The sequence below is a fragment of the Tenuifilum thalassicum genome, from assembly GCF_013265555.1.
GTDB classification, from domain to species: Bacteria; Bacteroidota; Bacteroidia; order Bacteroidales; family Tenuifilaceae; genus Tenuifilum; species Tenuifilum thalassicum.
Genome location: NZ_CP041345.1, coordinates 937,153 through 950,180, shown reverse-complemented (window position 1 = coordinate 950,180; position 13,028 = coordinate 937,153). Strand labels below are relative to the sequence as shown.

Genomic DNA, 13,028 nt, shown 5'->3' with positions numbered 1-13,028 from the left:
ATGGCTAAAGAAGAAAATCTAATATTTGGCATCAGAGCTGTTATTGAAGCAGTAAATTCAAATGCTCCGATTAGCAAAGTAATAATCAAGAAAGGCTTAACAGGTAATCTTGCATCTGAGCTTTTAGGAAAGCTAAAACATGAGAACATTCCCTTTCAGTATGTACCTATTGAAGCCTTTTCAAAATTTCAAAACAAAAACCACCAAGGAGTTATTGCTTACACAGCCTCAATTGAATATCAAAAGTTCGACGATATACTACCCAAGCTTCAAGAGCAAAACTCACCTCCTTTTCTTCTGGTACTGGACAGAGTAACCGATGTTCGGAATTTTGGCGCTATTGTAAGAACTGCCGAATGTGCTGGAGTGGATGCAATAATTGTACCAGCTAAAGGTGCTGCTAGTGTAGGTAGCGATGCCATTAAAACATCTGCAGGTGCGCTATATAACTTGCCAATTTGCAGAGTTGGGAGTTTAAAGATGTTTTGCTATCAGCTTAAAGATAATGGGTTCAGAATTATATCGGCAAGCGAAAAGGGCAAAAAAGATTTGTATAATGCTGATTTTGCTGGCCCCATTGCTATAGTCATGGGTGCCGAAGATACTGGAATACATCCCGAAGTTTTAAAACTCTCCGATGAAGTTGTAAGGATACCCTTAAAAGGGAAAATTGAATCGCTGAATGTTTCTGTTGCAACAGGAGTAATGCTTTACGAAGCGTTACGACAGCGCAGCCTATAAGCCTTTCTCGTCAAGCACCTTAGCGCACTCCGTCCGACCATACTCAATTAGCTCTTTAGCTCTGTAAAACTCAAAAACGGTTGCAGAGTTTTTTGATATTGAAATTAACGCATCAGGCGGAGTTACTTTAAGTGCATATTGTGTGAGCTGCGCTTGCATAAGTTGAATGGAACGCATTGCCAAATCAAAATAACCAAGCGATTTCGGTTGGACTTTCTTACCTTCTTCCTCCCCCTTATGGTTATCAACAAAATGACCAAATAGCCTATCCCACTGCTTAACTAGCTTTTCAAATTTAGGATTATCTATGCTCCAACTCTTTTTATCGTCCTTTTCCTTTTTTTCATGGTCATACGGCTTTATTGCGTTTAAATCTACAGCAATAAGCAAGTCATCATCCTGTCTCTTAATATATTCAAGAGGCAAAGGTGATAAAACGCCTCCATCAACTAAAATGGAACCATTACATTGTAAAGGTGTAAATACATTTGGTATTGAAATAGATGCTCTAATTGCAGTTTGTAAATTTCCAGAATTAAAAACTACCAGCTTGTTATTTAATATATCAACAGCAACAGCGGTGTAAGGAGTTGGCAAATCCTCAATATTTACATTGGGTATAAGGTTGAGCTCTTGCATTCGCTCAAACACCTTGTGGCCTTTAACAATTCCTCTAGACGAAATGGTAAAGTCAATAAGAGTTAGTATATCAATCTTATCTAAAGAAATTATCCACTCTTTGTATTCTTCCAACCTATTGGCTGCTAACAGGCCACCTACCAATGCCCCCATTGAAGAACCTGAAATGGAGGTAATATTATAACCTCTACGTTCAAGCTCTTCAATTACTCCAATATGGGCAAGCCCCCTGGCTCCCCCACTCCCTAATACCAGAGCAACATTCTTTGATTTCTTCATATCTAACTGAATTTTAGCAACATTCCGAGACTCAAAGAATGTCTAATTAAGGTTAGTATTTAATTTTATTCTCTTTCTTGTCCCACTCCCTGAAGGGTACTACTCCCTTTTCGGGGCTAACATGTATAAAAGGTATCCTGCGATGGTCAAAAGAAAGATTGACCTCATCATAAATGAAGCTGTCGTCAAATCCATGATATGAAGCCATATGACGGTTGGCAGAGTAGTATACCTTGTCGAGACGAGCCCAATAAATTGCGCCAAAGCACATGGGGCATGGCTCGCACGAAGTATAAAGTACGCATCCGTTTAGCTGAAAAGTGTTCAGGTTCTTACACGCGTCTCTTATGGCCATCACCTCGGCATGAGCTGTAGGATCGTTGGTTGAGGTTACATGGTTATTCCCGCGACCTACAATTTTACCATCTTTAACAACTATAGCACCAAAAGGTCCCCCTTCGCCAGCTATAACACCATCAATAGCAAGCTTGATGGCCTCATCCATAAATTTTTCGTGTTCGTTCATATTCCCTTAAAAATTATTTGCTCATAATTTAGTATGACTCTTTCAAACTACTAATTTAACTTGTTTACCAAAGCTCTGATATCATCGCTTGTTAAACGCTGGTATACTTTCAAATCAAAAACCGGTAATGCAGCAAAAATATGATCAATTATTTTCGATTGAATGATCTCATATTGAGTCCATCGCTTTTCTTTCAAAAAGAAGTACATCTCAAATGGAATTCCAAATTCGGTAGGCTGCTTTAGTCGAACAATTAGAGTAAGGCTTTTATTTACCTGAGGATGATGCGAAAGGTATTCATAAACATACCTACGGAAGAGATTAAGATTGGTTTGTGCACCGGCATTAATAAGAGCAATCTGATCCTGATCATCTACATCATTCAGATTAACCTCAGCAACAATATTCTTAATAAGATTTATCTTTGATAAACGCTCAAGCAGCTCTCTATTACAAAACTTAATGGTCTTTGAATCGATAATGAGCGATTTCATCACCCTTCGTCCGTCAGACTCTTCCATTCCTCTCCAATTCTTGAAACTTTCATTAACCAGAGCATAAGGAGGAACGGTAGTTATTGTTTTATCCCAATTCTGAACTTTAACAGTGGTTAAGCTTATATCTATGACATTCCCATCAAGATTTCGATTAGGCATTTCAATCCAATCACCTATCTTAAGCATCTTATTTGCAGAAAGTTGAATGGAAGCAACCAAACCATTAATTGCATCTTTAAACACCAACATTAAAATGGCCGTAGAAGCCCCTAACCCTAATATTAGCGATGATGGATCGCGATTAATGAGAATAGCAACTACAATTATTCCAGCAAATATGTAAAGAATTATTTTTATAACTTGAAGATAGCCTTTTATTGGTCGGCTAGCGGCGAAAGGGTACTTTTGGTAAATGATATTAATGCTATCAAGAAGAATTGACAGAGTGCTAACCGAAAGATAAACCATATAAATTTTTACTAACGCCTGAAAAACTATGGTAAGTTTGGGAGAGTAATCATATAGAGCAACGCCTATGGTAAGGTAGACCAGTATTGCAGGGGCGAAGTGAGCCAATTGATGGAAAAAACGTTTTTCTACTAAAATATCATCCCAATCGGTTTTAGTAAAGTGTGCTATCCTTTCCATTGAGGTAAGAAAAATACGCTTAGCAATAAAATCAGCGATAAAGGCCAATATAAGAATTCCTACCAAAGCAATGGAAACCTTTGCTAATTGAGCAAGATTCTCACTGAACCCCATATTAAATAACCATGATTCCAAGTTTTCGAGAAACTGGTATTTATGAATGATTTGCTCACTAATAGTTTCCATGGTTTATTAAAATTTAGTTTGACTAAAAGGGGAAATCCTCATCGCTTTCGTTAATATCGGGAAAATCACTTTCATTAAACGGAGGGGAGTCAGGTGGTACTGAAGAATCGTTGGACACGTTTTCCTTTACAATTCGCCAGGCACGAATGTCGGTATACCACCTGCCATTATACTCACGCGATTCAATATTAATTGAAGCAGTTAATAAATCGCCTACTTGGATTGATTCCAATTCCTTAACCTTATCGCCCCAAAGCGAAATACATACCTTTCTGGGGTATTGCTCCTGCGTTTCAATAATAAACTCTTGCTTGACCCAGGTGCCATTTTTTCCCTGTCCGCTTTGCTGGTCGAGCGCTTTGATCAATTTACCTTTTATTTCCATCCTGTGCTAGATTAAAAAGCCGGGTGGTAAACCAACCCGGCTAAATAATTAAAGTAGAATTATTTATTTATTATTTGAGGTATCTTTAACAATGTCAAGAAGTTCAACCTCAAAAATGAGAGCTTGGTTAGGACCAATAGGTCCACCAGGGCGTACTGTTTCGCCATAGGCCAAATCGCTAGGTATGTAAAGTATAAACTTTGATCCTACTTTCATTTTTTGCAAACCGATTGTCCAACCCTTAATTACTTGGTTTAATTTAAATTGGGCAGGCTCTCCCCTATCGTATGATGAATCAAACTGAGTTCCATCTATCAGAGTCCCTTTGTAGTGAACTTTAACAACGTCTTCTGCAGTTGGCATTGGACCAGTACCTTCTTCAATTATTTTGTATTGCAATCCCGAGGAATCAACAATAACACCCTCTTTAGTTTTATTTTCTTCAAGGAACTTCTCACTAGCAATGCGATTCTCTTCAGCTAATTTTTTTTGTTGACGATCAAAATATGTCCTAATGACATTCATCGCTTCTTCATTGGTCATTTTTACTTGTGCAGAATCATCACTATAAACATCCTGAATTGCACGTGCTACAGCTTTAAAGTTAATTTCTTTGAAGTTAGCATTTTTAAAACTTGATGAGATATTAACACCTAGTGCGTAACTTAAGCTGTCGGTATCGGATTTTAAAATAACTTTGCCAACCTTTTTATTTGAGCTCTGGCAAGAAACCATTACAGGAAATGCCAATGCGGCAACTAATAAACTTTTAAACTTCATGGTATAATTAATTTAGATTAATTCTTCAAAATTTATTCATTGCGAATATACGACACTTTTTGAATTGTAACAATACTGTTAACCTTTTTTGTATGGTTAAGTCACCTTAATTGCTCTTATCATATGGCGTTTACCTGGAGGCCCACTCAAACGCTCCACCTTGAAACCTGCATCTCTTAAATTTTGTTTAACAACTCCCTTTGCTGAATAGGTAACTAAAATTCCATTTGGGTTCAAACACAGAAATAGTTTCTTAAAGTTCTCAATACTCCACATCTCTGGTTGATCATCGGGTGCAAAGGCATCAAAATAGACAACATCAAAATTTATCGACGGGATCCATTTACAAAAATCATCCTCAATCTTATGTATTGAAAATTTATTGTTTATAATTGTAGACTCACCAAATGGAGCCTGAGCAACTTTTAGCCATTGCTCTTTTAGTTCACTCTCTGTATTAAAGTTACTAATCATATTTTTAAGCAATGGTTTTTCAGGAGGGAACATTTCAATACCAAAATATTCTACTTTAACAACCCACCCTTTAGCAGCTACTGCTGTTAAAGCTGAATTTAGACATGTTCCAAGGCCAACCTCCAACACCCTGACAAACGACCTGTTTTCTGCAACCTTTTTAAAACCAGCATTTATAAAGACATGGTTCGATTCGGTAATTGCACCGTTTATAGAATGGTAGTGCGCATTAAATTTATCACTAAAAAGGGTTGGGCTGCCGTCGGATGTTGGAACCACTTTAAGATACGCCATGATTTTATTTTTGAGCTAAGCTAATAAAAAAGCCGCCTCAAACGAAGCGGCCAACAAAAATATAAGATAAAACTACTTTTTTACCTTAATTGAACATCCAATGGCTTTGGTTTCGGTTACTGGAGGCTTTTTACCTGCTAAAAGTGCATTAACCGCATCCTCCACATACTTTGTTTTAACAGCTGAGGCATCTTTGTAGTTGTCATCAATTGTGCCTATGTACTCTACAACCAGGTTGCCCTTGTTTTTGCTTAAAATGAAAACATGAGGCGTTCTTGTAGCGCCATACTTGGGGTAAACATTTTGCCCCTCATCAAAAAGATAGGCAAAAGGAAAGTCTTTCTCCTTTGCACGCTCTATCATCTTCTCATAAGAATCTTCAGGCACAACATTAGGATCATTTGAGTTAATGGCTACTACAGGGAAGCCCTTAGGTTCAAACTTCTTGTGAAGTTCAATAATCCTGTCCTCATACGCCTTTACAAATGGGCAATGGTTACAAGAGAATATCACTATAAACCCTTTAGCATCCTTGTAATCGGCAAGGGAAATCATTTTACCATCAACATTTTTTAGGCGAAAGTCAGGGGCCTTATCGCCAATTTTTAAACCCTGAGCAAAAAGTGCGGCAACCATAAAGGTAGCAGCAAACGTTAACATCATCTTCTTCATAACTTTAGATTTTAAGGTTTTAAAAGTAAACTGTCAATTTTAACAGTTAAATCACTCAACTCTACTGGTCCTTCATAAAAGACCCGGTCTGAGCCCTTGTATATTAATGTGGCAGGAAGTGCGCCACTCCACGTTGAATCAACTTTATTTATCCATTCATTCTGATTCGGGTCATCCAGCACAATCACATTTATGCGGGACTCCCTTTCTGCAAGGAATGGCTTTAAGCTCTTATCGAGCTGATTTGGAAAATCCAGGTTTATCATCAAAACTTTTACCTTTCGGTTTTTATATCGATTTAAAACTTCTTCAAAATATGGGAATTCCTTAACACAAGGTGCGCACCATGTAGCCCAAAAGTTTATAACATAAACCGTATCGGAAACGCTACTTAAATAAGGTTTTACCCCAGAAAAGTTAACAATTGGTATTTCGGTGTTTTGCTTTTCTTGTATTTTACTGCTACACCCAAAAAAAAATGCTAGCAGAATTATTAGTGCAAGAAACTTCTTCATATTAAACTTTTTATTGTTAAACAGCTAAAAGATAAATATGTTTAGCCAACATAAACAAAGATTCAATTGAATAAAATTAACGATATTTTGTATAAAAGTAATCAATGTGATAAATTTGATTTTCAAAAATCTGATGAAAGAATGATTTTAAAAAACATTGAAAAGATTTGCCTTTTCTCACTCCTAGTCTTGTTAAGCTCATCATGCACTACAATTCCTAGCCACCCAAAAGCTGAAAAACATGATACGGCTTTAGTTATGTTTGGAGATACCAGAATAGACCCATATTACTGGCTTAGCTATCGCGATTCACAAAAGGTTATAGATTACATCCTTGCAGAAAACACATACACGTATGCCGTAATGGAATCGACTCTTGAACTTCAAAAGCGTTTGGTTTCTGAAATGCGATCGCGTAAAAGAGGCGATGATATTACTGTTCCTGTCTTTATGAATGGCTATTACTACTACATAAAATACGAAGAGGGGAAAGAATATCCGATTAACTGTAGGCGAAAAGGAAGCATGAATGCTCCCGAAGAAATTATTCTCGATGAGAATGAGGTAGCAGCAGGTCATCGTTATTGCCAGATAGCAAGTATTGACATCTCACCCGATAACAATTACATGGCTTACGGGGTCGACACAATTGGGAGACGCTATTTTACCATCTATTTCAAAGACCTTGCTACAGGTCGTTTACTTGAGCATAAGATTGAAAATACTACCGGCGAGGTAGCCTGGACTAAGGATAGCCGTTTTGTTTTTTACACTTTCAAAGACAGCCTACTTCGACCTTCGGCCGTATATAGGCACGACATCCTTCAACCTTACGAGGACAAACTGGTTTTCTCTAAAAAAGATAACACTTTCCGAACTCATGTATTTACTACAAAGTCGAACGACTATATAATAATCTCTACCTCTAATGGTGTATCGAGTGAATGCTGGTATCTTAACTCAAAAACACCATTAGGCAACTTCAAACTTATTGCCAGCAGGAAAAATGGCTTTGAATATAGTGTTGACCATTCTGGAAAGTACTTCTATTTTCTCACTAATTATAAAGCAAAGAATTTCAGGGTGCTAAGGGCCCCAACATACAACCCTAACCTAAAAAATTGGCAAGAAATAATACCAGCCGATAGCTCAGTGCTAATCTTAACCATGGAAGCATTTAAAAACCATCTGGTTACAACCGAGCGTCGTGATGCGCTAACAAAAGTAAAAGTAACCAATTTGCAAACACTTGAGCAGCATTACATTGATTTTGGTGAAGATGTTTACATTGCACTACCATCAATTAACCCAGAGTACAACACCAATTTATTTTACTACTTCTACACCTCACTTACTACACCTGGTTCAACTTGTGAGTATAACATGACTACTCGCAAAATTCGATTAATAAAACAGAACGAAGTCTTAGGAGGATTTGATCCCTCAAATTACGAATCGAAAAGAATTTGGGCTACCGCCAGTGATGGCGCAAAAATTCCTATATCGATGGTTTACAAAAAAGGGATTGAGTTTTCAAAAGAAACCCCTTTGCTGTTATACGGATACGGAGCCTACGGCTACTCAATCAACACGACCTTTGACCCAAACCTGGTAAGCCTTCTTGATAGAGGCGTTGTTTACGCCATTGCACATGTACGTGGAGGACAAGAAATGGGAAGACACTGGTACGAACAAGGAAAGCTTTTGAACAAGAAAAATACTTTTACCGACTTTATTGCATGCGCCGAAAAACTTATTGCTGATGGTTACACCTCTTCTGATATGCTTATTGCCCATGGAAGCAGTGCAGGTGGCATGTTAATGGGAGCTGTAGCCAACATGCGCCCCGATTTATTCAAGGCAATTGTAGCTGAAGTTCCCTTTGTTGATGTGCTTACAACAATGCTCGATTCCTCCAAAACTTTAACCACGGTTGAGTATAATGAATGGGGAAATCCAAACGATTCAACCTGCTACTTTTACATTAAATCATACTCCCCCTACGATCAGGTAAAGCGACAAAAATATCCAAATATGCTTATCACCGCCGGGTTTAACGATAATCAGGTTCAATATTACGAGCCGGTAAAATGGGCCGCCAAGCTAAGAGAAAACAACACGGGAGACAGCGAAATCTTACTTTGGGTTGATATGGGGCTTGGCCATTCGCAGTCATCGGGCAGATACGCACAACTTAATGACGATGCATTTATATATGCATATATGCTGAAGCAGTGGGGGATTACCGATTAGCATCTTTTAAACAATCCTGAACAATTTGCTCAAGTTCCACCTTATCAATAGGTTTAGATATATACCCGTTACAACCAGCCTTTAGCACCATTTCCTTATCACCTTTCATGGCAAAGGCGGTTTGTGCAATAACCTTTATGTTGGGGTTAATTGCTTTTATCTTTTGAGTGGCTTCATATCCGTTTAATCCAGACATTTTTATATCCATAAAAACCAAATCGATATCAGGATTGGATTTAACAGCTTCTACTGCTTCTACTCCACTGTGGGCAATAAAGATTCTCTCGGAATATTTTAATAGTAACTCCTTTAGCAGTAGAGCCGAGATGTAATCATCGTCAACCACCAAAATGTTTAAATCTAGTCCCTTCTGCACTTCAGTAGATTCACCTTTAGGTGCATTAGCATTTTTATCAGCTTCATTTTGTATGGGTTTTACTGGAACTTTAACATGAAATATAGACCCAACCCCTACCCTACTTTCAAAGGTGATTTGTCCACCTAACTTTTCAATATAAGATTTTGAAATTGCCAACCCTAAACCGGCCCCTTCGTATGGATTTGTATAATCATCATTCCCTCTTACAAATCTATCAAAAATGACCTCTTTCTTATCATCAGGTATCCCAATGCCTGTATCTTTGACCCAGAAATCAAGGGTGTTATCAATTACCATACAACCAATCTCAACATGCCCTTTTTCTGTGTATTTTATGGCATTCTTCAGAATGTTAACTAATGAATCCTGTAGCAGATTCGGGTCGGTCTCAATGGTTGTTTCGGGGTCTTTAATATTGCATTTTGAAAGAAACTTTAAACCTTTAGCAGAGGCCTCGTGTTTGAATAATTCATACAGATAGCTGTATATACTATAGATTTTCACAGGCTTGATATTCACATTGAGCTGTCCGGATTCAATTCTAGCCAGGTCTATTAATCCGTTAAGTAGGCTATTAAGCCTTTCGCCACTCTTTTCAATAATTTCCAAATACCGTTCAAAAGAGTCCTTATTTAGGCAAGGGTCCTTCATAAGCTGAACAAAGCCTAAAATACCATTCAAGGGTGTTCTAATCTCATGGCTCATATTGGCAAGGAATGCCGATTTCAACCTGTCGTTCTCTTCGGCTTTTGCCTTAGCTTCAATTAAGTCATTTTCCCACTTCTTGCGCTCAGTAATATCACGAGCAACAGCAATAACGCACCTCCTGCCAAAATATTTACCAGGGGTCACGCTAACCACCTTTGGGAAATGGGATCCATCGTGTTTAATTCCCCAAAACTCAAACTGTTGTGGCTCACCATTATAAGCCTTTTTGACATATTCTGCTACTTTAGGTAAATCGTTGTATCCTGGAGCAGAAAGAAATTCAGGGCTCTTGCCAATAAAATACTCGCGCGGAAAACCGTAGATTTTTGTTGCGGTGTCATTTACATCTAGAAAAATACCATTCTCATCCTGAATGTAAACAGCCTCTGAAATGCTGTTAATTATACCCCTATAGGTTTCTTCTGAGAGTTTCAGCTGCCTTTCATACTCCTTATACTTAGTTATATCCCTAGCAGTTCCTACAACCCCTATTAACTTGCCGTTCTTATCTAATAGGGGAGCTTTGTGAACATCCAGAAAAACAAATTTTCCTTTAATATTTCCAAATTCTTCGAATTGCATTGGGCGCATCTCCTGCATGGTAATCTCATCGGAATCCATGCAAAGCTCACCAAATGTATGCCACTCTGGGTTTTCGGGATGTCTTTCACGCTCGCGTAAAGCAAAAAACAAATCTGTTTTACCAATAGGTTCATTAGTGTCCTTCGCATTAAGTAAATCTCTGCAAATAGCCTTATTTACAAAGATGAAACGTTTTTCCACATCCTTTGCCCAAATCATATCGGGAGTAGTATCGGCTAATAGCCTCAACAAATCGTAAAGTTCTTGATATTTCGACTCCCTCTCCTTAATCTTGAGCTCATAGTTTTTACGTTCGGTAATATCCCTTACAACTGCCAACGCCTTATCCTGACCATACTTTACCAAACGGCTCTCAAAAAAACGTAGTTCCCCATTTATTACTAGCTGATAATCATAAATCTGCATTTGATTAGTTTCGTAAAGGGCTTTTATTTTATCGTGAGTTAGCGTTGCAACATCGGGAGGTAATACCAAATCAACCTTTTTCCCAATGAATGATTCAGGTACCGCATACATATCACCACTCTCGGCGTTGTAATCTAAAAAATTACCATCCCTATCGAAAACAAACATTAAATCGGGGTTTGCTTCAAGTAATGCTTGGTTACGAGCTTGAACATCTTCAAGTAAATTCTTTGCATCGTCGGCAGTTTTTTTTGACAAAACTGCTTTATAACGAAGTTCATGGTATTTGGCTTTTAGCTCGGCGAACTCTTTCCGTAGACTATTTATATCGAAATCTTTTTTCAACTGTTTATAATTTATACTAGCAATTTAAATAAAAAATATTTGAAAATCAATTCGTATTATTTAAAGTTAACAATTTATGTAAGTAATTAGTTTAACAAAAAACAACAGATACTTAGTGTCATTCTAAGAAAAGCCAATTGTAGAAATCTCATTTTTTTGTAACTTGCCGCATTTTTAAACAGTAAACCAAGTAGCCATGTCGTTTTTAAAAAATAAAGTTGTCGCAGAAGGTTTAACTTTCGATGATGTATTGCTAGTGCCAGCATATTCAGAAGTTTTACCCCGCAATGTTGATTTAACTTCTAAATTTTCACGCAACATTGAGTTAAAGGCACCAATAGTATCAGCAGCAATGGATACTGTTACCGAGGCTGCACTTGCCATTGCCATTGCTCGTGAGGGAGGTATAGGTGTAATTCACAAGAACATGTCAATAGAGGCACAAGCACGCCAGGTTCGTGAGGTAAAAAGGGCCGAAAACGGTATGATTTATGAACCTGTAACCATTGGTCCTAACGCCACAATTGGCGATGCACTGGCAATGATGAAGGAGTACCATATTGGAGGCATACCAGTTGTTGATGAAAGTGGCATACTAATAGGCATTATTACTAACCGCGATTTGCGTTTCCATGAAAATCTTCGCACCCCAATAAGTGAGGTAATGACTTCAAAGGGGATAATTACCACTAATCAATCCATTGACTTAGAAAAAGCAACAGAAATTCTTAAGGAGCATAAAATTGAAAAGCTACCTGTAGTTGATGAGAATAACAAGCTTATTGGGCTGTTAACCTACAAAGACATTACTAAGGTAAAAGACAATCCTAACGCCAGCAAGGATAAAAAAGGTAGGTTAAGAGTAGCTGCTGGGGTTGGGGTTACAAGCGACACTTTAGAACGTGTTAAGGCTCTATACGATAACGATGTTGATGCTATAGTTATTGATACAGCCCATGGTCATACCAAGGGTGTGGTTGAGATGCTCAAAAAAGTAAAAAAAGAGTTTCCTGGACTTGATGTTGTTGTTGGAAACATTGCTACAGCAGAAGCTGCCAAAATGCTTGTTGACGCAGGTGCAGATGCTGTAAAAGTTGGAATTGGGCCTGGATCTATTTGTACAACCCGTGTTGTAGCAGGTGTAGGTGTACCTCAACTCAATGCCATTTGGGATGTTTCAAAAGCCATTAAAGGCTCTGGTGTGCCTGTTATTGCCGATGGAGGAATTAGATACTCTGGTGATATTGTAAAGGCACTTGCAGCAGGAGCCGATACCATTATGGCTGGTTCGCTTTTTGCTGGGGTTGAAGAATCACCAGGCGAAACTATCATTTACAATGGTCGTAAGTTCAAATCATATAGAGGAATGGGGTCTCTTGACGCCATGCAAAAGGGCTCAAAGGATCGTTACTTCCAAGATGTTGAGGATGATATTAAGAAACTGGTTCCAGAAGGCATTGTTGCTCGAGTACCTTACAAGGGAACTCTATCTGAAGTTTTTTACCAGTTAATAGGTGGATTACGAGCAGGCATGGGCTATTGCGGTGCTCCAAACCTTGAAGCGCTTAAGAATGCTAAGTTCGTTCGTATAACCAATGCTGGTATTATTGAGAGTCACCCTCATGATGTGGCTATTACCCGTGAGGCTCCAAACTATAGTAGAGACTCGGCATATTAATGCAATGTTATTTGTAGAATC

At 38.2% G+C, this 13,028-nt stretch carries 12 protein-coding genes; 3 read left to right on the top strand and 9 right to left on the bottom strand.

Going from position 1 to position 13,028, the window contains the following annotated elements:
* The gene (gene rlmB, locus FHG85_RS03925) at positions 1–741 is read left to right on the top strand and encodes a 23S rRNA (guanosine(2251)-2'-O)-methyltransferase RlmB (protein ID WP_173073190.1); all 741 of its coding nucleotides are present in this window, start codon (positions 1–3) and stop codon (positions 739–741) included.
* On the opposite strand, the gene FHG85_RS03920 is transcribed toward rlmB, so the two are convergent.
* The 8 genes from FHG85_RS03920 to FHG85_RS03885 form a co-directional block, all read right to left on the bottom strand.
* Positions 736–1,659 (bottom strand): patatin-like phospholipase family protein, encoded by a 924-nt coding sequence (locus FHG85_RS03920; RefSeq protein ID WP_173073188.1) that lies wholly within the window; start codon positions 1,657–1,659, stop codon positions 736–738. The two genes, rlmB and FHG85_RS03920, sit on opposite strands and share 6 nt — an antisense overlap.
* Positions 1,660–1,711: 52 nt before the next feature.
* Positions 1,712–2,185, bottom strand: a complete 474-nt coding sequence (locus FHG85_RS03915; protein ID WP_173073186.1) for a nucleoside deaminase — start codon at positions 2,183–2,185, stop codon at positions 1,712–1,714.
* Positions 2,186–2,235: 50 nt separating this feature from the next.
* Positions 2,236–3,516: a mechanosensitive ion channel family protein gene (locus FHG85_RS03910; RefSeq protein WP_173073184.1), complete on the bottom strand. Its 1,281-nt coding sequence runs from the start codon at positions 3,514–3,516 to the stop codon at positions 2,236–2,238.
* Between the two features lie 22 nt (positions 3,517–3,538).
* On the bottom strand, positions 3,539–3,901 hold the full coding sequence (locus tag FHG85_RS03905; protein ID WP_173073182.1) for a DUF3127 domain-containing protein: 363 nt from the start codon (positions 3,899–3,901) through the stop codon (positions 3,539–3,541).
* 63 nt (positions 3,902–3,964) lie between these two features.
* A complete protein-coding gene (locus FHG85_RS03900; protein WP_173073180.1) occupies positions 3,965–4,681 on the bottom strand; it encodes an FKBP-type peptidyl-prolyl cis-trans isomerase in 717 nt (238 codons plus the stop codon).
* Between the two features lie 96 nt (positions 4,682–4,777).
* The gene (gene mnmD / locus FHG85_RS03895) at positions 4,778–5,449 is read right to left on the bottom strand and encodes a tRNA (5-methylaminomethyl-2-thiouridine)(34)-methyltransferase MnmD (protein WP_173073178.1); all 672 of its coding nucleotides are present in this window, start codon (positions 5,447–5,449) and stop codon (positions 4,778–4,780) included.
* A gap of 72 nt (positions 5,450–5,521) precedes the next feature.
* Complete coding sequence (locus tag FHG85_RS03890) at positions 5,522–6,121, bottom strand: thioredoxin family protein (RefSeq protein WP_173073176.1); 600 nt, start codon at positions 6,119–6,121, stop codon at positions 5,522–5,524.
* 11 nt (positions 6,122–6,132) lie between these two features.
* Positions 6,133–6,636, bottom strand: a complete 504-nt coding sequence (locus FHG85_RS03885) for a TlpA family protein disulfide reductase (protein WP_173073174.1) — start codon at positions 6,634–6,636, stop codon at positions 6,133–6,135.
* A gap of 141 nt (positions 6,637–6,777) precedes the next feature.
* On the opposite strand from FHG85_RS03885, the gene FHG85_RS03880 reads away from it, so the two are divergent.
* Complete coding sequence (locus tag FHG85_RS03880) at positions 6,778–8,889, top strand: S9 family peptidase (protein WP_173073172.1); 2,112 nt, start codon at positions 6,778–6,780, stop codon at positions 8,887–8,889.
* On the opposite strand, the gene FHG85_RS03875 is transcribed toward FHG85_RS03880, so the two are convergent.
* Positions 8,879–11,329, bottom strand: a complete 2,451-nt coding sequence (locus FHG85_RS03875) for a PAS domain S-box protein (protein WP_173073170.1) — start codon at positions 11,327–11,329, stop codon at positions 8,879–8,881. The genes FHG85_RS03880 and FHG85_RS03875 overlap by 11 nt on opposite strands.
* Before the next feature lie 196 nt (positions 11,330–11,525).
* Here FHG85_RS03875 and guaB point away from each other — a divergent pair, with 196 nt between their 5' ends.
* Positions 11,526–13,007 (top strand): IMP dehydrogenase, encoded by a 1,482-nt coding sequence (gene guaB, locus FHG85_RS03870; protein WP_173073169.1) that lies wholly within the window; start codon positions 11,526–11,528, stop codon positions 13,005–13,007.
* Positions 13,008–13,028 lie beyond the last annotated feature (21 nt).